Origin of the sequence: Paenibacillus sp. NPDC057934 (assembly GCF_042887565.1) — a bacterium.
In the GTDB taxonomy this organism is placed as follows: domain Bacteria; phylum Bacillota; class Bacilli; order Paenibacillales; family Paenibacillaceae; genus Paenibacillus_AQ.
This window is the reverse complement of the sequence record NZ_JBHVPB010000006.1, coordinates 12637-39132: the sequence shown is the minus strand read 5'-3', so window position 1 is coordinate 39132 and position 26496 is coordinate 12637. Positions and strand designations below refer to the sequence as shown.

Genomic DNA, 26496 nt, shown 5'->3' with positions numbered 1-26496 from the left:
CTACCCCATTATTAACGTAAACCTAGGAGTCTTGGTTGCAAAAATATCCCGCAGGCACCTCTGCAGCCTAACCATAGCTCAAATCGCGCTATACGCCACCTGACCGTTCACAACAGTCATTTGGACCTTCACCTGCAGCAGCTCCTGCGGATCGGCATGAATATCTCGGTCAACAACCGTGAAATCAGCCCAGCGCCCGGCAGCGATACCGCCACGCTCATGCTCTTCCCCGGCTGCCACAGCACTGCCGGACGTGAACAGTTCCACAGCTTCTTCTACGCTGAGCTTCTCCCCAGGCAAATAGCCATCATGGGTCTCCTCCGGTTTGCGGCGGGTAACGGCTGCATGCAGGCCAAGGAATGGATTGATCGGCTCAATCGGTGCGTCGCTGCCACCGGCACATGGGATGCCTGCGGACAGGAGCTTGCTCCAGGCATACAGATAATCTCTTCGCGCTGTCCCCACCCGATCCAGTACCCATGGAAAGTCGCTGGCTACGAAGCGAGGCTGGATATCTGCGATCAGCCGCAGCTGCTTCATGCGCTGGACCAGTTCAGCATTCAGCACCTGGGCATGAATGAAACGGTCCGGCAGCGCCGCGGACATAGGGAGCGGCGCATGCTCCATAGCAGTAAGCGTCATGTGTGCTGCCGCATCCCCGATGGCATGAACCGCAATCGGAAAACCAAGCCTGCGGGCAGCAGCGGTGATCTCATGAATCTGCTCCTGCGTGTAGATGGCGATGCCTGACGTATGCGGCGCATCGCTATATGGTTGCTCCAGCAGCGCCGTCCGGCCGCCGATGGCTCCATCGGTAAACAGCTTGACCGCGCCAAGCCGAAGCCACTCATCACCTTGACCAGCGTGCAGACCTAGCGCCTCCACCTCCGGCAGATAGGTGTTGTACAGCAACTGATGAGTGCGGAAGAGCAATCCTTCCTCCTTCAGCTCCCGGTGAATCCGCAGCATCGTCTCCACGCTGTCCAATAGCCGCAGATCCTCAGTGTGGACTGCGGTTATCCCATGCGCCAAGGCGTCCAGATACCCGCGGCGCATAGCCTCTTTCTTAGCCGCATAGTCTGGCGCGGGCTGTACGGCCATGAACGGCGCAGAAGCATCCTCGTACACCCAGCCGTTCAGACGACCGTCCTCACCACGCCCGTACGCACCTGAGGCGAAGTCAGGTGTCCCTTCTGTGATCCCGGCCCTGCGAAAAGCCTCGCTATTCCCCAGATAAGCGTGGAAGCAGGTCCGGGTCAGGAACACCGGGTGACGGTCCGTGATCTCGTCCAGTTCTCCGATATGAGGAGCAACCGCCGGACTGAACTCATTCTCATTCCAGCCCAAGCCGAGAATCCACTGTCCGGCGGGCGTTACTTCTGCCCGTTCCCTGATCATGCGCAGCATCTCTTCCTTGGAGGACACTCCGGTAAAATCAAGCATGTCCAGCTTCATTCCATGCATCCCCAGATGCAAATGGGAATCAACCAGACCGGGCAGCACATGAGCGCCCTTCCAGTCCACAGTAGAGTAAGACCGGCCTGCAAGCTGCAGGGCCAGCTCCTTGCCGTCCCCTACGGCGGTAATTATGCCGTTCTCAGCTACAATTGCATCTGCCGCTCCGTGGCGGGACGGCAGCTTTCCATTTTTATATAGAACCGTTGTCATTATACTCTGCTCCTTTACGGGTCACTTCACCTTTTACTTTCTGAGATTATCACATATCCCTCGTCGCCATGAATATACTTTATTTACAAGCCGGCAAGGTCCGGCTTCACAGCGCAACTTATACCTATGGGGAGGTGGTCATCCTGTCGCAATCATCCGGTCCCTTTACCTTTGTCGTATCCAAAGAAGACTGGTCCCTGCACCGCAAAGGCCATCAGGATCAGGAACGCCATCAGCAGAAGGTCAGGGAAGCCATCAAGGATAATCTGCCCGACCTTGTTACCGAAGAGAATATTATATTGTCGGACGGCAAGCAAATCGTCAAAGTCCCAATCCGCAGTCTGGATGAGTATCGCATTATCTATAACTTCCGCAAGCAAAAGCATGTCGGGCAGGGGGACGGCGAAAGTCAGGTCGGCGATGTGCTCGGGCGCGATTCTTCCTCTACCCAGCAGGGCAAAGGCGAACGGGCAGGCGATCAGCCAGGTCAGGATACCATCGAGGCTGAGGTCGATCTGGAGGATCTGGAGGACATTCTGTTCCAGGACATGGAGCTACCGCATCTGAAGCCGAAGGACAAGGAAGAGATTGAAGTGAAGTCCATCGTCTTCAACGATATCCGCAAAAAGGGTATGATGTCCAATATTGATAAAAAGCGCACTCTGCTAGAGAACCTGCGCCGCAATGCAAGCAGAGGAACACCCGGCATCCACGGCATCAGTCCCGATGATCTGCGCTACAAGACATGGGATGATATCACAATCCCCCATTCCAATGCCGTCATTATTGCGATGATGGACACATCAGGCTCCATGGGCTCCTTCGAAAAATACTGCGCCCGTAGCTTCTTCTTCTGGATGACCCGCTTCCTGCGCCGCCAGTATGAGAAGGTCGAGATTGTTTTTCTGGCCCATCATACAGAAGCCAAAGAAGTCAGCGAGCATGATTTCTTCACCAGAGGCGAGAGCGGTGGAACCATCTGCTCCTCTGCCTACCAGAAGGCACTGGAGATTATTGATCAAAGGTACCCACCGTCCAAATACAACATCTATCCGTTCCACTTCTCGGACGGCGACAATCTTACTTCAGACAACGAGCGCTGCGTCAAGCTGATCGGCGAGCTACTAAAGCGCAGCAACCTCTTCGGCTACGGCGAAGTGAACCAGTATAACCGCAGCAGTACGCTGATGTCAGCCTATCGCCACCTGAAGCATGAGCAGTTCATGCATTATGTGATCAAGGATAAGAAGGAAGTCTATCAGGCGCTGAAAACTTTTTTTGGCAAAAGAGAATCCGTGAACAGCTAATAAAGCTCCGATTGCCATCCATATTGAAAAGGGGCTCTCCCAAAACAGGTATATTCCTTGATGAGAAGCCCAACTGCTGAAAAAAATGCACAAAAAGAACATGGAAGTGATCAGGAGAAGTCCTGAACACGCTATGTTCTTTTTTTGGTCGACGACCGCTTTATTGTGGAAGGGATAGGCAAGCGAATAAACAAGCTGATAAGCAAGTCGATAGGCAAATGTAAGCCACTCAGTCTACGGCGTGCAGATGGAGATTCGAATAAGTAAACAAAGCCAACCAACCTTCGGGCGTGCAAATGGCTCTCGAATAGGTAAACAAAGCTATCCAGCCTTCGGGCATGCAGATGGCATTTGAATAGGTAAACCAAGCCTCTCAGCCTTCGGGCGTGCAGATAGCATTCGGATAGGTAAACAAAGCCACTCAGCCTTCGCTGTGCAGATGGCTCTCGAATAGGTAAACAAAGCTATCCAGCCTTCGGGCGTGCAGATCCCTTAGAGTAAAAGAGTATGTCATGCAGCGAATAAATAACTGGAAATTCTCCCGTTATTTATTCAAAACGACGTATTCCCCAAAAAATAACTGGAAAAACTCCTGTTACTCTCTAGGATCCCCCGCGATTTTCTAATAAAAAGGAAATTTAACTGGAGAATTTCCTGTTAATTCGAGCAAAACCCTTGAACGGGGAGAATTAGCGGTACATTTTCCTGTTACATCAGAGCCGACTCAACGCATCCGCTTTTTAAATTAGGAGAATAAGGTCCCCTTGGCGTAGCAGGTTTTTGATTATCTCCGTCTACGGAAAGGGGAGCGTCTCCATTAAGGATCAACCCTGCTTAAGGTTAATGGGCGTTTACTTCTTTGTGCTGTCTACTTGAAGGGGAGCGTTCACTTTTGGGACATTCCCATTTTTCCAGTTCCTGATCTTCCTACACTCAAGAGGTTCCCTGAAAAGAAACCAGCGACTTCTTCAACTCCTCAGCTACCCCCTCCAGCTTGCCGGACAGCGCCACAAGCTCTTCGCTTACCACGGACTGCTCGCTAGACATGAACGCAACCTCTTGTGTGGAAGCATGACTCTGCTGCACCACGGCGCTAACATTACCCATAGCGTCGCCAAGCTGCTGCTGAAAGGCAATCAGTTCTTGGACCGCAGCCGTAGAATTCGTAATATGCCCGAGAAACTGCTCCATCTCTGCACGGACCTGGCCGAAGATCTTAGAGGATTCCCGTACCGAGGCAATCTGCTTCCCAAATAGCGGCGCGGCTTCATTGACCACACTAACCGTAGTTTCGATATTCAGCCCGATTTCCTCCGTAATCTGAGATACGGACTGGATGGACTGATTCGACTGGTTAGCCAACTGCCGGATCTCATCAGCGATCACCAGAAAACCTCTTCCCGCCTCTCCTGCTCTTACCGCTTCTATAGAAGCATTGAGAGCCAGAATATTCGTCTGCTTGTTGACAGCAATCATTGGGCTGAGGATGCTACGGATCAGATGTGTGCTTTCCCGCAGCTTAGCCGAATTCTCCTGAATGAGATTCATGAGGTTCAATACCGACTCACTCTGCTCCACCAACAGCCTCATCATTTCCGAACCTTGGTCGCTGATGGCAACGATTTTGCCGGTCGAGCTATCCATAGTAGCGTTCAGTTCCGTGACTTCCTGCATTTTCTCACCCATGATCTCCACATTGCGGTGTCCACCTTTAGCCTCTGAGGCTAGACTTACCGCACCACCGGCAATTTCACTGGTCGCAGCAGCCACCTCTCTCGCATGCAGTGAGATAGTACCCGACACCTTTACTAGCTGAGCAGAGGTCGACAGCACCCTGTCTGCCGACAGACGACTCTGGTCAGCCAACCCTGAGATCTGTTCCATCATCCGGTTGAAGCTGTGACCAAGCCGGCCGATCTCATCTCGGCTCTTGAAGTTCGTACGAACCTGGAGGTTACCCTTCTCCCCGTCCTCCATCAAACCGGCCAGCTTCCCAAGCGGCTTGCCAACTAGGCGCAACAGCAGATAGCCGATTAGCAAGGCAACAACAGCTGCTGCCAGCACAACAGATAACGTTATGTATAACAGCTTGTTGGCTGAGCTTGTAAAATCACTGACCGGCGCATAGCCGATCATCGTCCAGCCACCGATGCCCAGTGGCTGATAGACTACTAATTGGGACTGCCCCTGCTCATCAGCTGCCGTGAAAGAATGATTGAGCTGCGGCCCTCCTGCAGCATCCGGCTTGTCCCGGCCTTTTGACATGTCCGGAACCTTAATGAAGGCTTCCTGGCCCAGCAGCTTGGAGTCAGCCGCATACACAATCCCGCCTTCAGGTGTGACAATGCGGATCTCACCACCTGCCCCGATCTGAAGATTGCCCAGCAGACTGGTAATGGCGCTTCCTTTTATCTCAATCAGCATGTAATATTCAGCCTCGGGATGCTGCATATTTCTCAGCAATCGGCCCATCGTCAGGGAAGGCTCGCTGTACACATCGAAGAATCCTTTCTCCCGCACAGGGAACCAAACCGAATTGCCCTTGGCATCTTCAATCTGCTTCACCCGGGCAACTACACCCTCATCGCTTCGAACAGCACCTGTCCCCGTAGACTTGTAAGAATCGACATCGACCAGACTCTTCGAGAGCAACCGGATCCCGGCCATCCTTTTGTCCGAATCCCGAACGGAATCTAACTTGCGGCGGATGCGGTCCTCCGCAGCAGCTTTGGACACTGTTCCCACCTGTTTATTGTTAGCAGTCTCCAAATCGGCCTTTAATACCGGGTCTACAGCGAACTGCCGGGAGAGCGCCTCATATTCAGCCAGCAGAAAATCCAGTTTGTCCGCAGCCTGTACAATAGACTGACCCGAAGCCGCCGCCACCTCATCCATGATGATCCCCTTAGCCGTATAATAGGACGTCAAACCAAGCACAGTAGACAGCAGGACTATGGAACAGAACACAATGAGAAATAGCTTCATGCCAACTGACTTGAACCGTATAATCCAGGACCGTCTCATAATTCTTTCTCTCCCTAAGATTCTTTAGATATCAAAAAGAGGTACAGCCCTCACATCTTGCGTACAGGCTGTACCCCTTTCCCTTGAAGCTTATGTGTTGACTTGCCAGTTGAATCTTATGATCCCTGCACCGAAATCAACCTTTGCTGGCCCCTGCCGTAAGACCGTCTACAAGCAGACGTTGCAGGAAGCCGAACAGAATCATGATCGGCACCGCAATCAGTACCGCACCGGCAGAGAATAAGGTGAAGTTAGTGTTCTGCTGACTGTTGACCATATCCCACATCCCGACAGCCACGGTCCAATTCTCCTTGGAGCGCAGAATCAGGCGGGCGAAGATAAAGTCTACCCATGGGCCGACGAACTGGGTCAACGCCATATAAGTAATCATCGGACGGGACAACGGCAGAATGATTCGTGCGAAAATCCCGAAATTGCTCGCACCATCGATCCGGGCCGCTTCATCCAGCGAACGCGGAATGGTGTCCAGGAAACCCTTGGCGATAAAGGTACCACCGAGTGGTGCGCCAGCGGCATAGACGATGATCAGGGCCAGATGCGTATCGAGCAAATGGAACTCTTTTAACAACAGATAGATCGCAATCATACTCATGAACCCAGGGAACATGCCGAGAATCAGAATCGTGGACAGGGCTGTCTTACGGGCCTTAAACCGGAATCTGGATACCGCGTAGCTCGTAAGCAGGGTAAGCACAACCCCAATCAGCATGGACATAATCGAGATCTTCAGCGTATTGGCATACCACTGGCCGAACATATAAACCGGCGAAGTGAATAGCTCGGTGTAATGGGACAGTGTAAATTGCTCAGGAATGAACGTTTTGCTATACAGCGATTTACCGGGACGGAAGGACGCCAAGAGAATCCAAAGCGCCGGGTACAGCGCGGCTATCGACAGAATGACAAGGACGATATAGCTCGCGGTCAGGCGAACGGTTTTACCAAATTTGCGTCCGATCATTGGATCATATCCTCCTCTTTGAACGACTTCGTCCGGCGGTAATTATACAGGGAGAATGAAGCAACAATGATAAAGATGATAATCCCTATTGCCGAAGCCATGTTGTATTTGTTCTGGTCAAGCGTCAATTTGTACAGCCAGGTTACCAGCAAGTCCGTTGACCCTGCATATTGATAGTCGCCGTTCACCGGACTGCCGCCTGTTAGCAGGAAGATAGCGTTAAAGTTATTGATATTGCCCGCAAACTGAGTGATCAGTGTAGGTGCTGTGGAGAATAGTATCATCGGCAGCGTTACAATACGGAATTTCTGATAAGCAGATGCCCCGTCAACCTCAGCTGCTTCGTACATATCACGCGGAATAGTAGTCAGAACGCCCATAATCAGCAGCATGGATACCGGAATTCCGACCCACATGTTGACGACAATAACTGTTACCTTCGCCCAGAACGGATCGGTCAGCCATGGCAGGCCGCCCATCCCGAAATAACCTAGGTACTGGTTGATCGGCCCGAATTGGCCGTTGAACAGGTTGCGCATCAGGAGGAGTGAGATCAGCTGTGGCACCGCGTAAGGCACGATCAGGATCGCTCTCCAAATTCCTTTGAAACGGATGCCCTGTTGGCTGACTAGTAAAGCCACAAGCAAACCGCCGAAATAGGTAGTCACTGTAGACAAAACCGCCCAGATAATCGTCCAGGTCAAGACGCCATAGAAGGTATGGCTCCAGGATTTCAGCACTAGAAGGCTGCGGAAGGTCTCGAATCCGACCCAATCCACCAACTTGGCTGGCGGCATATGTCCGGGTGCAGAATAGTTCGTGAATGCCAGCATGATCATGAAGATGATCGGCATGATGGTGAAGAACAGAATACCCACAGTTGGTAGAATCAGAAACGTCTGCGCAAACTTGTAATCCATAATATAGCGAACCGTTTGCTTAAAGGAGTTCGCTTGATGACCGGCCTCGCGTTCGGCGCCGATCTTATAGGCATCTCTAATATTCACATACCAAGCGGCAAGAAAGATAATAAGTACAAGAATCGTGATCAGACTTTGAATCAAGATGAAGATGGAATGGTCTCCCTGAACCATCTTGCTGACGCCTTTAACCTTCTCCAGGTGGCTGGGGGTTTCCCCGAGCGTAACGATTCCCCATAAAGCTCTTCCGAGATTTTGAATAAAATAATAGACGGCTAAAGCTTCGGCAGCTATGAAAATAAGTCCCTTGATGAATTGGCGATTATATATTTGTCCCAATCCCATGAATATCGTCGACAGTATTGCGGCTCTCGTTCGGTGTCGCTGCATTTCTCTTCCGTTCTCCTCTCCGCGTGGAATTCAAGGAAACTGCCCGCCGTGCGGCGGGCAAGTGAATTCCACTGTGTGCTGTTCAAGCTATTGCTAAGCGCACTTGCTATTATTGAGCCGATGTACCATTATTCAAGTCTTTGATCTGTTGAACTGCTTTGTCCATAGCTACCTTAGGATCAACATCCTTATCCCAAATTTCAGGAAGAGCGGCGTTCACAGGACTCCATACATTGCCCATTTCAGGGATGGAAGGCATCGGTTGCGAGTTCTTGGCTTGTTCTGCAAAAGCAGACACGTACGGATCGTTCTTGATTTGTGGATCTTCCAGCGCTTCTTTGTTGGTTGGCACCGAACCAATAATCTTGTTCAGCTCAAGCTGGGATTCCTTGGAGGTTGCAAAATGTGCATACAACTTAGCCGCATTCGGATACTGTGAGAACGAGTTGACGGCATAAATTTTGATACCGGAGAACGTGATTGCTGTTTTACCAGCAACGGTAGGCACTGGGGCAATTCCCAGGTTGTCGCCCAAAGCTTCTTTGTAACCAGCCAGTTCCCACGGACCTGTAATATCCATAGCTACGTCCCCGGAGTTGAACAGACTGCGCTTGATATCAGCATTGATATCGCCGCTCTTGATTGGCAGAGCTTCTTTCAGCTTGGCAAAAGTATTCAGGCCTTCGACCGCACCTTCATTGTTCAGGCCAATGTCATCCTTGTTCGTACCGTTGTCACCAAAGAGGTAACCACCAGTTGAAGCGATGAACAGGTAGTTGTAATACAGGTTGCCAACTTCCCACATAATGCCGTATTTGTTCTTTGATTTATCCGTGAACGTTTTGCTGAAAGCAAGAACGTCATCGAAAGACTTCGGCGCTTCTTTTACCAGAGATTTATTGTAGTAGAGGGCATAGGTTTCAGCCGCTCTTGGATAGCCGTACAATTCTCCCTCAAACGTCGAACCTACGATCGAAGCTTCTGTGTTATCAGCCTTAGTCTGCTCGGCAAAAATATCGTTTGGAAGCACTAGGCTCGCACTCGCAGCTTTACCCAGGTTGTCATGCGGAATGTTGATGACATCGGCTGCAAGCCCGGACGGTCCGTCCTGAGTCAGCTTGGTCACTTGATCCGGACCTGCTACTTCTTCGATTTTGACAGGAACATTATATTTGGCCGTGAATTGCTTCGCGATTTCTTCCGTGAATGGTCTTTCCTCTTTACTCTCCCAGACGATTAGGGATGCGCCGTCTTCAGGTACGATGTCACCGGTAGCAGCGCTGTCTGTACCCGCATTATTTGTTCCTCCATTGTCAGCAGGTGCGTTCGTCGCGGCTGCATTTCCTCCGTTATTGGCTGTATTGCTGCCGCACGCTGTAATGGACAGGACCATAGAACATGCTGCGGTGAGAACCATGAGCTTTTTCAATTTCATTGCAATAACCCCTCCCAATTTGAATACCACTTTTGATGAAGCATTATGATGATGACAAAATGTTGTGCAAGAACTTGCGCAAACGATTTCAGAAGATACAAAAAAAATATTCGTTTTTCTGTTCGTCCGGTATGTATTCGCTTAAACAAGTTTTAGAAAGCGCTTCATCGCTGCATTAATCATACAACAGGAATGAATGATTGTAAAAACGTTTGCACATAGTGTATTTAGGTATTTTTCCTTATTTATATCATAAAACAGACTAATATCTCGTTCTTTCACACGATATCTTCTATTTATTCCGAATTATTAAGATTTCGTTATGTAGTTTTTCTTTAATAGAACTCTTTTTAGCTTAGCAAACGCTTTAAGTAGAGATTTCAGACCTCTTTAGCCCCAAGAGCAGAAGAATTATAAAGTGAAAAATAGTGCAATGGTTTGAACAAAGTTATTGAACCGCTTCTCCTTCCATGCTATAATCCAAATCTATACAGGGCGCTCTATATATTATAAAGGCAATGTTACTTTCAGGTACAACCTCGGCAGGCTATTACGCTAGGTTGTACCTTTTTTGCCGTGACCCGGGCAAGTACCATGCGGGAACTCCTTACAATCTCCCCACCCGTACTGTCTAAGCTGTCTGCCTCATCTGCATCGTGCATCCTGGATAATACCAAAGTTTTAGTAACCGTTTTCTCGGCAGGAATCATGCTATTTTTGCACAACGTCCGTGCAAATCCATTATCTGTATGCATAAAAGGGTACACTGGATTCATAAGTTCCCTTCCGGCATACGACAACCATATTTTAGGAGGAATTCATTCATGTTACTGGAAGCTGTATACCATCGTCCGCGGTTGAACTGGTCCTATGCCTATGATGAAACTACCATTCACCTCCGCCTGCGGGCCAAAAAAGGGGATCTCACCGAAGTATTCGCCTGGGCGGGAGACAAGTATGCCTGGGATGCCACCAAAGAGCTGATCCCGATGACGCTTTTCACCTCTGATTCTATGTTCGATTACTGGGAGTGCGAGTCGGTGCCTCTGCACCGCCGCTTGAAATACGGTTTTCTGCTGCAAAAGGACAACGAACGCATCTGGATGACTGAAAGTGAATTTCAGACAAATCGCCCCGAGAACCCTAACAAGCTTTTTGAGTTCCCCTTCATTAACCGGGTTGATGTCTTCACTCCTCCGGCTTGGGTAAAGGACACTGTTTTCTATCAAATTTTCCCTGAGCGATTTGCGAACGGTGATCCAAGTCTGGACCCTGAGAACGTGCAGCCTTGGGGTGGAACCCCGGCACCGGACAACTTCTTCGGCGGCGACCTGCAAGGCGTGATTGACCACCTCGACCATCTCAGCGAGCTTGGCATCACCGGCATCTATTTCACACCAGTTTTCTCGGCGACCACGAATCATAAGTACGACACCGAAGATTATATGAGCATCGATCCACACTTTGGCGACACGCAAACGCTGAAAAAGCTCGTCGATGCCTGTCATGAACGCGGAATCCGCGTACTGCTAGACGCCGTCTTCAACCACTCCGGGCGAACCTTCGCGCCGTTTGTGAATGTGCTGGAGAAAGGCGAAGCCTCCCGTTATAAGGACTGGTTCCATATTCACAGATTCCCGCTGGAGGTGATTGATGGAATCCCGCCTTATGACGCCTTTGCATTCGAGCCGATGATGCCGAAGCTCAACACGGAGAATCCGGAGGTCAAGGAATACCTGTTGAAGGTCGCCGAATACTGGATCAAGGAAATCGGAATTGACGGCTGGCGCCTGGATGTGGCCAACGAGGTGGATCATGAGTTCTGGCGTGATTTCCGTAAAGTTGTAAAAAAAGCCAATCCCGACGCCTACATTCTCGGCGAAATCTGGCATGAATCCGCTCCTTGGCTGGAGGGCGACAAGTTCGACGCCGTCATGAACTACCCGTTCACAGATGCTGTGCTGGACTTCTTCGTGCACGACTCCCTCGATGCCGAAGGCTTCGCCAACTCCATTGGCAGACAGCTGTCACGTTACCCGCTACAAGCCAGCGAAGTGGCCTTCAACCTGCTGGACAGCCATGATACACCACGCCTCCTGACGCTGGCCGGCGGCGACAAGAAGAAAATGAAACTGGCCGCATTATTCCAGTTCACCTACATGGGCACGCCTTGCATCTACTATGGCGATGAGATCGGTATGGATGGGGGCGGCGACCCCGATTGCCGCAAATGCATGGAATGGAACCCGGAGAAGCAGGACCGTGCCTTGTTCGACTTCTACCGCAGACTGATCGACATCCGGGCCAGCCATCCAGCGCTGCGTACCGGTACAATCACTTTCCTGGAAGCAGCAAGTCATGGGACGAAGCTGGCGTACGAACGCCGCCTGGGGGACGACATCGTCATTGTCATGGTGAACACCGATGAGACGGCTCAGACCTTACGCATTGACGCCAGTGAGTCCCGCTGGGAGAATGTGCTCACCGGCGATCCGCTCCGTGCTGACCGCGGCAAGCTCACTGTCAAGCTCCCGGCTTACGGATACACGATCATTAAGGCTGTTATTTAGACAGCTTGCTAATTCAAGCCACCCTGTCCTGTCTTCAGGACGGGACAGATAGATAAAGAGAAAGGACTATCCTTTTAGAGCCAGAATTGGCCTGGGGGGATAGTCCTTTTTTAAGGATGAGACTCAATGCATAAATTAACGTCATAGCAAGATATTAATATTGTTGTATTAATTACAATTTCATGTACAAATAACGATCATATAGTCCGTTAGCTTCCACGTTATTAAAAAGCCTTGACCTCAACTTAGGTTTAGGTTGTATCTTTTTAATTGTAACTAACTGATATAAAATTGGAGGAAATAAATATGGCTAAATTCGCCTTTGTAACAGGTGCTAATAAAGGAATTGGATATGAAATTGTGCGTCAATTAGCTGAACAAGATTATCATGTATTTTTAGGAGCACGAAATGAGGAGCTAGGACAAAAATCCGTACATGCCCTTGGCTTTTCAAATGTTTCGTTTATCCCAGTTGATATTTCTGATACACAATCTATCCAAACCGCAAAACATAAAATCCTTGAAGTAACGGATCACTTAGATTTATTGATTAATAACGCTGGGATCGCACTTGATTTTGGTATTCTCCCCAGTGAATTAAAACTAGAAACACTCCGGCAAGAGTTTGACGTTAACTTCTTTGGTACATTCCAAATGATTCAAACCTTCTTACCTTTAGTGAAAAAGACTCAGGGTGGAAAGATCGTTAACGTAACAACAGATATGGCTTCACAAACCATGTTCGCCAATGGCGAAATTCCTCAACTCAATATACTGGGCTATAATTCAACAAAAACGGCTGTTAATTCATTAACACTAGCATTTGGTACAGAATTTGGTACGAGCGGGCCTGAAATTTTAGGGGTTACACCTGGTTTTACAACTACGGATCTTAATCATAATTCTCCAGGTGGTAAAACAACTGCTGAAGGTGCACAAATCATTGTTAAGTACGCATTAAGCGATACAAACTATAATGGAAAAATTCTTGATAAAAACGGGATTATCCCTTGGTAATCACCTGAGGAGAGCGTAATGAATTATACTATTGGACAAGTTGCATCAATGAATCAATTATCGATCTCACAATTACGTTATTACGATAACAAAGGACTGTTTCCGTTTCTCAAAAGAACTGAAAAAGGCGATCGGGTATTTGACGAGGATGCACTTAAATTTCTGGAAATTATCTTATGTTTAAAAAATACCGGGATGCCAATAAAGGACATTAAGCAATTTGTTGATTGGTCGATGAATGGGAATGCCAACTCCCCTCAACGGCTAGAAATGATAAAGCAGCACGAAATCACTGTCTTACAACAAATTCGAGATGCTGAAGAAAATCTAGAAAAAATTCAACAAAAGATCGTTAGAATTGAATCTGAAATGAATTAAGGCACTTGTAATTTTTTGGGTTGCTACCGAACCAGCGCGAGCACTGGTTTGGTAGCAACCTTTTGACTTGGTTAGTAGCACCTTGGTTAGTACATTGGGTGAGTAGTATTCAGAGCTTGGAGCGATGCCTAGTCTGCAGCTAAAGCTAGGGACTGCTACCATCACACACTGCCCTCCCTAGCGTTAGACTGTTAGACGTTAGCTGTTAGGCCTTACAGGGTCAGCAGATTATAGATTACCTGAGCGCTTTCAGCACGGGTCAGTTGTTCCTGAGGAACAAATCCGCCGTCCTTTCGCCCCTGCAATAGCCCTAATTCCACAGCAGTATTTACCTCAGACTTCGCCCATGAGCTGATGCGCAATGCATCGGTAAAGTCGCTGGCGGCTGCTTCCGCTTTAAAATTCTTGCCTTGTTTGACCTCCAGTGCACGAATGACCATGACAGCCATCTCTTCGCGGGTAATTGTAGCATTTGGTGCAAAAGTATCCCCGCTTCGCCCATTCACAATTCCTAACTGGGCTGCAACCGTTACATAAGAAGCATACCAAGCATCACCGGGAACATCCTTAAATCCGTTATTCCCTTGCACGTTCACGCCTAGCGCACGTATTAGCAGCGCAGTGAATTCCGCACGACTGACGCTGCGTTTTGGTTCGAACACAGTAGCGGAAACACCGGTCACGATCTGCTTCGCGGCCAGGGATTTAATCGCAGGAGAAGCCCAGTGTGTCTGCGGCACATCCTTGAATGTGGTATTGATCTCAAGAACGGCATATTTGCTGAAATGCTTAATTCCGGCGGTTATGGTATCCCCTTGAATCACGCCGCCTGCGTACTCCAGGTTCCCTTGCTCCGGCAAATGGAACACGCCGGTCCACTCCTTGTTCGGCTGGCCTTCGAGCTTGAAGGACAGGGTCAATGGCTGCTGGAATACCGTTACCGGGATGCGGATACCATCCTTTTTAACAACATATAAATTGAATTCATAGATATTGGATACCGAAGCAACGTGTACACCGTTCTTGCTCAGTTCGTCCAATAGTGACCGGACTGCAGTTTCCTGCAACGCATTGACTTCGAAAAGAATCTGGGACGTCTCCGCATCTTCTCCAGATACGCGCCCTAACAAGTCTGCAAGCACCTTGTTCGGAAGAGTAATATTCAGAGCGTCTGTCTTTATAACCAGACTATTCGTTCCCAATACCTGTGCAGCTTGAATAGGCAGAAGGACCGCAGTCTTGCCTGGAGCAAGCTCCACTTCAACCTTGCCGTCTTGGCCACTCTTCAGGCTGTCCACCGATACAACCTGTGGGCTGCCGGACGGTGCACCGGTTGACACTGTGCCAGGAATAGGGGCCGGCGTTGGTTGTGCCGTGAACGGCGACGCAGACTCTGGTCTAGGTGTTGCCAATGGTGCTGGCGTTGCTTCAGGTGTCGATGTACCAACCGGCGCAGGTGTGACCTCAGCCGACGGAGTGACACCCGGTGTAGCTGTAGCACCAGGAGTCTGTGTTGCTACCGGTGTGGCAGTGACCACGGGCGTTGGCGTCACACCAGGGGCCTGCGTTGGTGTTGGTGTTGGCGTCATCACAGGCGTTGGAGTCGGCGTCGGTTCCACGCCCGGCACAACCGCCAGAATCACTGTTCCACCTTCATTGCGACCAGGCAGCTCAAGCGTAAGCTTTTGCTCACCAGGTACGGTATAGGTTGTGCCGCTGTATTCGTCTTTGACAAGCGTTCCCGCTGCAAAAGGTACCGGAATCTCCGCAGAGACAGCATCCGTCTTGGTGTTGATGACTGTCACTACATCTTCACTGTTGTACTTCTTGTTAAAGGCCAGATAGCCCAGTGCGTCCGAGCCAGCCAGCTTGGTTCGTGTTCCTTTGGCGAACACTTTGGAGTACTTAGCCCGGATATTCAGCAGCTTGCTGTAATGATCGTGAAGCCCTTTCTCCGCAGTTAATTGCTCCCACGGCATATCCGAGCGGTTCTCGCTGAACTCGCCTTTGGACATATCTCCGGCATTTTTGCCTGAACGGCCCAGCTCTTCGCCATAGTAAATCACTGGCTGTCCCTTGGCCGTAATTTGTAGTGCTGCTGCAACTTTCAGCTTCCCTTTGTCCCCGCCGATGTATTCGGACAGGAAGCCATCTTCATCATGGCTGCTCAGGAATTGAGCCATCATCCGGGTGTTGCCGATTTTGCCTTCCCGGTCCTGAAGGTAAGCGTCGGTATCATTGATTTTACCATTCGTGAAATCACGGGCAGCACCCTTGAAGCCGAAGTCCAGCAGACTGTCCATCTGTCCGCTCTCCAGCGTTCCTCCGTCATTGTCGGTCGTTCCGCCAAAGTATTCTCCTACTAATTTAAAGTTCGGGTCGATGGCAGTTAACGCATTCTTGAAGGCTTTCCATGTGGTATCCTCCACATGCTTCACGGTATCCACACGGAAATAGTCGATGGTGTCCCCGCGCTGTGTCCGGGCATTGTCCAGCCAGTCACTCTGCCAGGCAATCACTTGCTTCCGCACTGCAGGGTCCTCAGTCCGGAAGTCCGGCAGACCTGCGAGCTCACCCCCGATTGGGTCTGTGTCGGCAGATACGCCATCTGTACGCAGCATCCCGGCAAAACGTTCCTTATCTTCAGGTGTGATCGTCGGATTATTATCCCCTGGCTTCAAGCCGTACCCGGTATGATTGAGTACAACGTCCACCATGATCTTGATGCCCTTGTCGTGCGCCTTGTCAATTAGCTCCTTGAAGACCTCCATATCGCCAAGATGTTCATCAAGCTTAGTAAAGTCCTTGGCCCAATAACCGTGATAGGCGTATTGCTTACCACCAAAGCCAGTACCCTGATTAAAATCTATATTATCTACGATCGGCGTGATCCACAGCGTGTTAATGCCAAGCTCCTGCAGATAATCCAGACTGTCGATCATCCCTCTGAAATCCCCGCCATGGTAGGCTTCGAGGTGATTTTTATCAACATTCTCATTGTTATTGGGATCTCCGTCCTTGAATCTGTCCGTCAGGGCAAAATATATCCGTGCCTCATCCCAGTCAAAATCAAGGGGGTCACCAGAATAGGTTCTGGCTTTCACTTCAAGGGTAGCCGTGTGCTTATGCTTGTTGCCATACTGATCGATCAGGACAACCGGAATATTCTTTATTCCAGCCGAGATGACGTCCTTAACAGCAACTGTCTGCTGCATCAGCTCCGTATCAAGCCCCACCTTAGCAGGTCCGCCCAGTGACGTTAAATCCATATAGGCTTCCTTATACGTTACAGTTTCGCTGGAGTCTGTCTTAAGCGTTACCACCGCATTCTGATTGGAATGAATTGCTGCGGGGGATACCTCCGAGACAATACTGACGTCTGGAATATGGTAGACGACCTGGGATACGCCATTCACTGTATTTTTAGGATCTGTAAATTCAGTTGTATTCCCGTCTTTGGTAACCATGAACGTGTATTTATAAGTTCCCTGCTCTATATCAGTCAGAGAATAGCTAAACCATTCGCTTGCCTGATCGTATACCATCGGATATTCCGTACCATTCACCTTGACCTTAACGCCAGTGATTGCGTCTTGGCTGCCACTGCGGAACAGAGCCTCGTCACGGTATCGGAACGTAATCGTTCCGTCTTTCAGCACCGGACCACTGATGTTCGACTTGATATCCAGCTCTTTGATCATACTGGTGACATTAACCTTGGTGAACGCTTCGCCAGGCGTGAGCGGAATCAGACGGTCGTCTGGATAATCCTGCTTCGCTGTGTTCCAGTCCGTACCTTTGCGGAGCACGAACCCGACATTCGTGGCATTCGGTGCCACTTCGATCAGAACACTTGCTGTCCCTTTTTCAAACGTTGTGAAGTCAATCTGGTCGTTCTTAGCTCCAGTGTTCCAAACCCAGAGATTCCAGTCTGTATAGTTCTTATCCTCACGGGTATAGGTAAGCTGGACATAGCGTTTGTTATTCACCGGTTCTGTCGTTACTGTAACTGCAACTTTGGTAGAGAAACCGCCATAAGATGTAGTAATCACAGCGGTTCCCGCTGATTTGGCTTTGACCAAGCCTTTGTTCGTGACCTCAGCCACATTCGGTTGATCGGACACAAAGGTTGCTTTTGCCGTCACATTACTTCTGCTGCCATCATCGTATTTGGCGAATACCGCACTCTGATGAGTGTCGTTCACCTGAAGCGCATAGCTGGCAAGATCACTTTCCAGTGAAGTCAGGGCAGCTGCGGCAGAGTCTTGTCTGATAACCACTGCGGTGAGCGGCTCTATCGTAATAGAATGAGTCGTCAGATTGAACCCGCTCTGGCTCGTGACAGGAATAGGAGCTGTTCCAGCCTGATCACCAGCAACCAGAACCTCGCCATCTGTCAAATCCTCAGACAGCGTAAGCGTTCTTGCGGTGCTATCCCCGTTCATAAAGACATAATAGGTGCCGGTGCCATCGGTAGCCTTGTTTTTGTAACCGATGACCAGATCGCTGGCCTTAACTTCAGGGGCCGTAATAAGTGTCACATTGGAATCCACGAGACTTTTGTCAGCCAGTCGGAAAGCATTGGTCGATTTTCTCAGTTCCACCAGGCCGGAAGTGTACTTTCTCGTGATATTCTCTACGGAGAAGCTTGCTTCATCCGTTGCCTTACTCCAATCAAACATGTTGATAGCATCCGAAGAATCATAGGAATCATGGATAAAATAACCGAAGGAGACTCCATTCTTATCCTTCATCTCCGTATATTTATCCTCGGGGATGCCACCCGCCTTCCACTGCTTCGTGCGGCCGTATTCCTGTCCCGCATGGATAAAGGCTGTTCCCTGGGAGGTCAGAACCAACAAGTTGCCCAGCCTGATCCGCTTCTGGATCTCCAGCTCATTCTCCGGGATCGCCGGGTCTTTCTTAATCGACTGCGCAATGACATCATGGAGCGGCAGATTGTCATGGGCATCAATATACTGCACCATATCGCCAGGACTATCCGCCGGCGTATTCGACGGCTGTCCCTTGATATTGTTCAGGATCGTGCTGATCTGGCGCGCACCGCCTGTGATGAATCTTGGCTCGCCCTCGGAGCCGAAGCCGGATTTGAGTTCATTGCGGAACTCGTCAGAGAACACCCCGACACTATCCGTCTTATCCATCCAATCCTGATCTGCGCCTTTGCCGGCAAGGGCTGGATCGGAAGCCGCACCGCCGAAGGTCCGCCAGCCTTCACCAATGAACAGCGCCTTGGGATTCAGCGCGGCAGCGGCATCATAGGCGTTCTGCACCGATTCGTACGTGGCATCGCCCATCATGTCCCAGCGCATCCCGTCGATTTTATACTCGGAGAACCAGTACTTCACAGAATCGACCATCAGCTTCTCGGCCATCTTGTGGTTGGTTGCCAGATTATTGCCGAAGCCGCCGATAAAATTACCATTCGCATCCTGGAACGCATAGTAGTTCGGCACGATGTCGTTCAGCAGCTCGGTCTTCGCCATGTGGGTGTACACCACATCCAGCACCACACCCATCCCGGCTTTATGCACAGCATCGATCAGGCCTTTTAATTCCTTGATCCGCAGTTCCGGATCGGCAGGATTTTGCGAATAAGCCCCATCCGGGGAAAAATAACTGTGGGGATCATACCCCCAGTTGTATTCATTTCCTTTTGCCGAATAATTCAGCTCCCGCTGATCCATCTTCGTCTCGTCCCCATAATACCAAGCCATTACAGGAAGCAATTGAATATGCGTTACACCCAGGGACTTGATGTAATCCAGCTTTTTCTCAAAAGCCGCATAAGATCCCCAACGCTCGCCGTCCAAACTAACTTCAATAGAAGGATCAGAGGTGAAATCCCGGACATGCACTTCATAAATGATAGCGTCTTCACGATTCTCATAGCCACTAATATCGGCATAGTTGAAGTCAGCAGGATTACTCCCGCTCAAATCGACAATCGCCGCTTTGCCGACGGTATCGCCGCCCTCTCCTGGTGCCCCTGTCGTGTCTACCGTGAACACCGCCATGGATTTGGCATAGGGGTCCAGTACATTCTTCGTTACCCCGTCATTAGTGACTTCATATTGATAATAAAATCCTCTCACATCGCTTGCAGCTGCACCGGTCAGATCCTCCGGCTTCAGCTTGACCGACCAGACACCCTGTTCGCCCCGTGCCAGCGCGACTGTGCCTACAAGAAGATTGGAATCATTCTTATCGTATACCTTGGCCGATACCGCGCTGGCTTTCGGAGCCCACAGCTTCAGTGTCGCAGTCTTCTCCCCGGGGTGATAAGTTGCTCCAAGATCGTCCCCCGTATAGTTGTACATCTCATCCAGCATTCTCCAGCCGGAAGAAGCCGCTACGGTCTTGCCCGCGTAAGTCACACTCAGTGGTGTCTGATCTAGTTCAAAAGCTTCGGTATCCACCTCAATCGCGGTGGAACTGGTGACCGCTACGGATGTAACTGGAATGACGGTTCCCGCTTTGTCCTTTACGGAAATCTCTGACTGAAGTGTTGCCGCATCCAGGCCGTCCGTCAGCGTGAAGCCGAGAAGGATTCTTTGAGTAGTCAGGACCTCAGCGGATACTAATCCAATCGGCACCTCACCAAACGGAGAGACATAAACATTATTATCGCCTTCCCGTACCCAGAGCTGATTGTAGCGATCCAGTAGTGTAAAACCTTTATCGCCGCTATCCTTATCTCCATTTGCCGGGTTCAGGACAAGAAAGCCGATTTTCTTCGCATTCTCTTTCAGCGGGATATCGGCATAGGCTCCGAAACGGTCGCTTTGTCCTTCCGAAAATGGTGTTGCCCCACCCGGCCAATTCGTGGATTCTGCAGCAACATCTCCCCACAGCCACAATCCATGCGAGCCATAGTTGTTATCCGCTCTCATGTAATGCACCCGCACCGTATTGGCAGGAAGTATAACCGGCTCATATGGCGTAATGACGTCAGAGCCTTCCTTGATCCAAATCTCGTTCGTCTGCGGTGTGTTAATCGCAAAAAGCTTATCCCCGGCATCCGTCGCCTGCGTACTGCGGTTTACCACCAGGAACGAGAATTTCTTGGCCCCTTCCTTCAGCGGAATATCGACATAAGCCCCGTAGGCATCCCTCTGTCCTTCCGGAAATGGTGTTGTTGCCCCACCCGGCCAGTTCTCGGAAGGCGCTGCTGCACCATCCCACACCCACAACCCTTGGTCTGCATAATCGCCAGACGTCCGGTTGTAGTGAACCCGCATGTGTCCGGCTAATACAGGGCTTACTGCACCATGTTCAATTAAGAGATTCGATTCAGCGCTGTCACTGTGAATCCCTTCATTGATTTCCAAAGCCTCGTCTGCTGCTGCCGACTGCGAATTGTCCACAAACATGGTTTCCATTGCCGCTGCCTGTACAACCGCTGGCTGAAGCCCCAAGCAGGATAACAGCAGAACAATAACCATCCCTGCCGCAAAATATTTCTTGATCCAAAGCGTGCGTTTCATTCCATTAACCCCTCCAATGATTCCATGATTTCACTGCAAGTGTGCTTTAGATATAAATTGCTGCTCTACTTCTCTCATCCGATTCTGCTGCCTGATCCTGGAGTTCTTAAGGAACCCATTATGTAAGTTTTGCCCCAGCAGTTATCGAATGGCGGGCAGCTCATTATGTCTGATGACGGCTTGTCAGGCCTGTGGTAGACACATATCCTCCTTCACAAAATAAGCCAATGATATTTTCAAGGTATTGCGTAGCAAAGTGAACATCTGAAAACACCACTCCCTAGCAGTGAACACTAACAAAATAGCGCAAACGTTTGCAAAAAGTTCCAAGAAAAATGCAAACCACTTCCGATTACATAAGCGTCCTGTAATTTGTAAATAAAAATTCACAATTGAAAGCGCTTGCTACAATTTGATTAACATACTAGTCCCAAAATTAAGAAGTTGTCAATAAGAAATTATATTATCTCCGTTCAATTTCCACTTTATAAAATCTCTTTAATGCACTACGTTTGCACTAAAAATCAAGGATAAATCATCATTTCCACCCTGTTTTCTCCAAGAAACTCATAAAATCATCGCCATTCTAGCTCTTTAGTGAAAATATACAAACCTGGTGGGAAAAATCCTGCACCCTCTCCAAAAGTGGCTTTTTCCCTGTCCTGACGGACTTTTTCTATTTACAATTGGCAATACTTCGATTAATATTACTGTGTAAAGCAAACGGTTCCATAAGGAGGTTTCTATGACAGTTACCATTAAGGATGTGGCGAAAAAAGCGGGAGTATCCCCGTCCACAGTATCCAGGGTGTTGTCAGGCCATCCCAGAATTAGCCTGGAAACCTCACGTAAAGTTAAAGCGATTATGGAGGATATGGGCTATACTCCCAATATGATGGCCAAGAGTCTGGTCTCGAAGACTACGAACAGTATTTGTATTATCCTTCCGAAACCGGCTGAAGAGCTGTTCTCCAACCTGTTCTTCATGGAATTGATTCGCGGGATTGTCACACAGGCCAGCCGATCCGGCTACGATGTACTGATCAGCTCCGGCGCGAATGAAAAGGAAGAACTGGAAGCCGTCTCCCGCCTCCTCAAGGGGCGCCGTGTTGACGGTGTAATTCTGCTGTATTCACGCAAAGATGACGCTGTGATTGATTTTCTACAGGGTGGTGGCTATCCCTTCGTGCTAATCGGAAGAAGCGACCGCTATGAGAATATATTATCTGTCGATAATGATAACGTCATGGCAGCGTACGACGCCACGAATCACCTGATTTCCATGGGACATGAGCGTATCGGCTTCGTTAGTGGCCCACCCAATCTCATCGTTTCCCGTGATCGTCTGGAAGGTTACCGCAAAGCTATGGAGAACAGCGGGCTGACCATGCGTCCAGAGTGGATTGTGGAAGGTGAATTCTTGCAGGATAGTGGCTACAGGGCGATGTCTTTCTTCATGAATCTCCCGAACCGTCCTACTGCACTGGTCGCGGTGGACGATATGGTGTCCTTTGGCGTGCTGCGCGGATTGAACGAACTGAAATATAAGGTTCCCGATGATCTGGCGATTGTCAGCTTTAACAACATTCCGTTGTCCGAGCTGTCCAGTCCCCCTATCAGCAGTATTGATATCGGTATCTACCATCTGGGCTACACTGCCTCACAGGTACTGATTCAGGGCATACAGAACCCTAATAATGATGCGGGTTATACGAATAGATTTGTGATTCCGCATCGCCTCATTGTCAGAGAGTCCTCCATGCATACACCAAGCAAGCCGTAACAAACTGGAACGAACAGGAACGAATAAATGAAGCGTAGATGCTTCATTTATTTTTTGGATCTTTGTTCAAACGTTTGCGCTAATCTGCAGAACAATGATTTCGCTGTCTATTCTAATACGCATGGACTCAAGGAATAGCGCGTATATCTTTTTAGGAGGTTCCATTCATGACAACAATTCATGCCTGTTTATTTGATTTGGATGGTGTGCTTGTCGACACCGCCAAGTATCATTACATCGCCTGGAAAGAGCTGGCTGACGATCTAGGCTTTCCATTCACCGAGCAGGATAACGAACGCCTTAAAGGTGTCAGCCGAGCGGCGTCGCTCGATATTTTGCTAGAGATAGGCGGGCTAACTTTAGATGAGAACGAAAAAGCACGGCTGGCTGATAAAAAGAATGCCCGCTATGTTGAGTACATCTCCTCCATGGACAGCTCAGAGATTCTGCCCGGCGCCCTTCAATTCCTGATGGAATGCCGGCAGAATGGCATCAAGGTCGCTCTCGGCTCCGCCAGCAAGAATGCGATGACCATCTTGAACAACACCGACTTGACCCCTTACTTCGATGCCATTATTGACGGCACTCACACCAGCGCGGCCAAGCCTGACCCTGAAGTGTTCCTGCTGGGAGCCAGCGCCTTGGGTGTAGAGCCAGCCCATTGTGTCGTCTTCGAAGATGCCGAAGCTGGCATAGAAGCCGCTACCCGTGCCGGAATGACCAGTGTCGGCATCGGCTCCCCGGCCTCCCTTGGCGCCGCCAATATGGTCATCCCTACCCTGCAAGAAATGAAAGTTTCGACGCTTAGGGAATCTTTTACCAGTGATTAAGCAACATTAAGTTATACGCCTATCGGCCGCGAAGCGGCCCTGTCTTATTCAATATAAAATGAATAAATAAATGTTTTGGAAGCTTGGGAGCGGAAGTAACGGAGAGGAAATTGGGAACTGTAGAAGCGATAGCGCTCGTCTGAAAGCTTTCCACAGGAAAGCTCGCATCGGAAGCGTAAGCTAATCAGATTTCTACCCCACCTTGAAGCTTACATAGGAAATAGGATTATAACAGCGATCGAAAGTCCAAACTTTCCTTGGAGTTACTGACCTTTTCTCCCAAACACCGAGAGAATTTATTTTTCAGTTTATCCATCCCCAACTTAAAAGGAGCCGATAATCTTGAAGCAATATTTGAAAATTGATGAATGGTCCATTATTGAAGAATCATTTGATCCGGGAACTCAGGAAATTTCCGAGAGCGTATTCAGCATCGGGAACGGATATATGGGCGGACGCGCAAATTTCGAGGAGCAATACAGCGGCAACAGCCTGCAGGGCAGCTACATGGCTGGCGTATACTATCCAGATAAGACACGGGTCGGCTGGTGGAAGAACGGCTATCCCGAGTATTTTGCCAAAGTGCTGAACAGCACCAACTGGATCGGCATCCACATTGATATCGACGGCACCCCGCTCGATCTCGCGAAATGCACAGTGACCGATTTCCGCCGGGAATTGAATATGAAAGAAGGCACACTATCCCGCAGCTTCACGGCTGCACTGGAAGACGGCAAGCAAGTCAAAGTTGAGAGCATCCGCATTGTCAGCATGACCCGCCAGGAAATCGGCGCGATCCGCTATTCCATCGTTCCTCTCAACTTTGCTGGCCAGCTCACAATCACGCCTTATCTGGATGGCGACATCAAGAACAAGGATGCTAACTATGACGAGAAGTTCTGGAATGAAGTCGAGAAGAAAAGTGAGGGAGATCGCGGTTATCTCACCCTAAAAACCAAAAAGCTCGATTTTCACGTTACCTCGGCTATGACTTTCGATATTCTTGTCAACGGCGTGAACACAACGGCACAAGTGGAAGCCATCGAGCAGGAAAAATACGTCGGTAGCCGGGTTGCTGTAGCGGTACAGCCGAACGATCAAGTCGTGATTTACAAATATGCGGCCAATGTAACCTCCCGCAATCATGGTCTCGGACAGCTGGTGGATGCCGCCAAGGCTGCACTACAAAGTGCACGTGAAGCCGGATTTGTGACACTTTTGACCGAGCAAGCAGATGCCTGGAGAGATAAATGGAAAGAAAGCGACATTATTATCGAAGGCGACGTGTCCGCACAGCAGGCGATCCGTTTTAATATTTTCCAACTGAATCAGACCTATAACGGTGAAGACGACCGTCTGAACATTGGGCCGAAGGGCTTTACCGGTGAAAAATACGGCGGCAGCACGTACTGGGATACCGAAGCCTATTGCGTACCATTCTATCTTAGTACGGCAGATGCCTCCATCGCCCGCAATCTGTTAATCTACCGTTACAAGCATCTGGAAAAAGCCAAGGAGAACGCCCGCAAGCTCGGCTTCACCAAAGGCGCTCTCTACCCGATGGTGACGATGAATGGCGAGGAATGCCATAACGAATGGGAGATTACGTTCGAGGAGATTCACCGCAACGGGGCGATTGCTTATGCCATTTATAACTATGTGAACTACACCGGCGACCACTCCTACCTCGGCCAGTACGGACTTGAGGTGTTGGTAGAAATCTCCCGCTTCTGGGAAGAACGTGTGCATTATGTGCCACGTAAGGATCAATATGTCATGCTTGGCGTCACCGGGCCGAACGAGTACGAGAACAACGTCAACAACAACTGGTACACGAACCGGATCGCGTCCTGGACGATGGAATACACGCTGGAAGCTCTGGCTTACCTGCAAGAGAATGAACCTGCCCGCTACGCAGAATTGCTGGAGAAGCTGGAACTTCAGGACAGCGAGACCGGAAAATGGAGCGAGATTATCGCCAAAATGTACTATCCCGTGGATGAAGAGATGGGTATTTTCCTCCAGCAGGACGGATTCCTCGACAAAGAGATCATTCAGGTCAAGGATGTGCAGCCAGAACATTTGCCACTGAACCAGAAATGGTCATGGGACCGTATCCTGCGTTCCTGCTTCATCAAGCAGGCGGATGTGCTGCAAGGACTATACTTCCTCGGCGACCGTTATGATCACGATACAAAAAAACGGAATTTCGATTTCTATGAACCAATCACCGTACATGAGTCCTCCCTCTCCCCTTGCATCCATGCGATTCTCGCTTGCGAGCTGGGCTACAAGGAAAAGGCTTATGCAATGTACCTGCGTACCTCCAGACTGGATTTGGACAATTACAACAATGATACGGAAGACGGCTGCCACACCACGAGTATGGCGGGAACCTGGATGTCGATCGTTCACGGCTTCGGCGGACTGCGCGTACTGAATGGGCGGTTGAACCTGAACCCTTCCAATCCAGGTCACTGGACGTCCTATTCCTTCAAAATCATGTTCCGTGGCTCGCGCCTTCTGGTCAGCGTAACGGATACCCAGGTAACCGTAACCAACGAAACCGATATTCCAGCTTCGCTCACGATTTATGGCCAGGAATATACAGTGAATGGACTTAGTAGCGTTACTGCTCAAGGAACCAACATTACCGCATAATCAGCCCTTCTTCTCCCGGCCCC

The 26496-nt window shown here is 49.7% G+C and carries 13 protein-coding genes; 7 read left to right on the top strand and 6 right to left on the bottom strand.

Annotated elements, in window-relative coordinates:
* Positions 1-78 precede the first annotated feature (78 nt).
* The gene (locus ACFVRY_RS15000; RefSeq protein WP_387501011.1) at positions 79-1668 is read right to left on the bottom strand and encodes an amidohydrolase; all 1590 of its coding nucleotides are present in this window, start codon (positions 1666-1668) and stop codon (positions 79-81) included.
* 68 nt (positions 1669-1736) lie between these two features.
* Here ACFVRY_RS15000 and yhbH point away from each other — a divergent pair, with 68 nt between their 5' ends.
* Positions 1737-2975 (top strand): sporulation protein YhbH, encoded by a 1239-nt coding sequence (gene yhbH / locus ACFVRY_RS14995; RefSeq protein WP_387501010.1) that lies wholly within the window; start codon positions 1737-1739, stop codon positions 2973-2975.
* A 933-nt stretch (positions 2976-3908) separates the two neighbouring features.
* Here the strand turns inward: yhbH and ACFVRY_RS14990 are convergent.
* The 4 genes from ACFVRY_RS14990 to ACFVRY_RS14975 all read right to left on the bottom strand — a co-directional run bounded on the left by ACFVRY_RS14990 (position 3909) and on the right by ACFVRY_RS14975 (position 9726).
* The gene (locus ACFVRY_RS14990; protein ID WP_387501009.1) at positions 3909-5999 is read right to left on the bottom strand and encodes a methyl-accepting chemotaxis protein; all 2091 of its coding nucleotides are present in this window, start codon (positions 5997-5999) and stop codon (positions 3909-3911) included.
* A 136-nt stretch (positions 6000-6135) separates the two neighbouring features.
* Positions 6136-6981, bottom strand: coding sequence for a sugar ABC transporter permease (locus ACFVRY_RS14985; protein WP_387501008.1), 846 nt, complete (start codon positions 6979-6981; stop codon positions 6136-6138).
* The gene (locus tag ACFVRY_RS14980; protein ID WP_387501007.1) at positions 6978-8291 is read right to left on the bottom strand and encodes a sugar ABC transporter permease; all 1314 of its coding nucleotides are present in this window, start codon (positions 8289-8291) and stop codon (positions 6978-6980) included. The genes ACFVRY_RS14985 and ACFVRY_RS14980 overlap by 4 nt, the downstream gene beginning before the upstream one ends.
* A gap of 109 nt (positions 8292-8400) precedes the next feature.
* The gene (locus ACFVRY_RS14975) at positions 8401-9726 is read right to left on the bottom strand and encodes a sugar ABC transporter substrate-binding protein (protein WP_387501006.1); all 1326 of its coding nucleotides are present in this window, start codon (positions 9724-9726) and stop codon (positions 8401-8403) included.
* Positions 9727-10550: 824 nt separating this feature from the next.
* Between ACFVRY_RS14975 and ACFVRY_RS14970 the strand changes: the two genes are divergently transcribed.
* From ACFVRY_RS14970 to ACFVRY_RS14960, 3 genes are all read left to right on the top strand, one after another.
* The gene (locus tag ACFVRY_RS14970; RefSeq protein ID WP_387501392.1) at positions 10551-12296 is read left to right on the top strand and encodes an alpha-glycosidase; all 1746 of its coding nucleotides are present in this window, start codon (positions 10551-10553) and stop codon (positions 12294-12296) included.
* 306 nt (positions 12297-12602) lie between these two features.
* On the top strand, positions 12603-13313 hold the full coding sequence (locus tag ACFVRY_RS14965) for an SDR family NAD(P)-dependent oxidoreductase (protein WP_387501005.1): 711 nt from the start codon (positions 12603-12605) through the stop codon (positions 13311-13313).
* An 18-nt stretch (positions 13314-13331) separates the two neighbouring features.
* A complete protein-coding gene (locus ACFVRY_RS14960; RefSeq protein WP_387501004.1) occupies positions 13332-13691 on the top strand; it encodes a MerR family transcriptional regulator in 360 nt (119 codons plus the stop codon).
* Between the two features lie 212 nt (positions 13692-13903).
* Here the strand turns inward: ACFVRY_RS14960 and ACFVRY_RS14955 are convergent, their stop codons facing one another.
* On the bottom strand, positions 13904-21199 hold the full coding sequence (locus ACFVRY_RS14955) for a pullulanase (RefSeq protein ID WP_387501003.1): 7296 nt from the start codon (positions 21197-21199) through the stop codon (positions 13904-13906).
* 745 nt (positions 21200-21944) lie between these two features.
* Between ACFVRY_RS14955 and ACFVRY_RS14950 the strand changes: the two genes are divergently transcribed.
* The 3 genes from ACFVRY_RS14950 (at position 21945) to ACFVRY_RS14940 (ending at position 26473) form a co-directional block, all read left to right on the top strand.
* On the top strand, positions 21945-22982 hold the full coding sequence (locus tag ACFVRY_RS14950; RefSeq protein ID WP_387501002.1) for a LacI family DNA-binding transcriptional regulator: 1038 nt from the start codon (positions 21945-21947) through the stop codon (positions 22980-22982).
* A gap of 167 nt (positions 22983-23149) precedes the next feature.
* Positions 23150-23812: a beta-phosphoglucomutase gene (pgmB, locus tag ACFVRY_RS14945; protein WP_387501001.1), complete on the top strand. Its 663-nt coding sequence runs from the start codon at positions 23150-23152 to the stop codon at positions 23810-23812.
* 342 nt (positions 23813-24154) lie between these two features.
* Positions 24155-26473 carry a glycoside hydrolase family 65 protein gene (locus ACFVRY_RS14940; RefSeq protein WP_387501000.1) on the top strand — a complete coding sequence of 773 codons (2319 nt, stop codon included), beginning with the start codon at positions 24155-24157 and terminating at the stop codon, positions 26471-26473.
* The last annotated feature ends 23 nt before the right edge of the window (positions 26474-26496 follow it).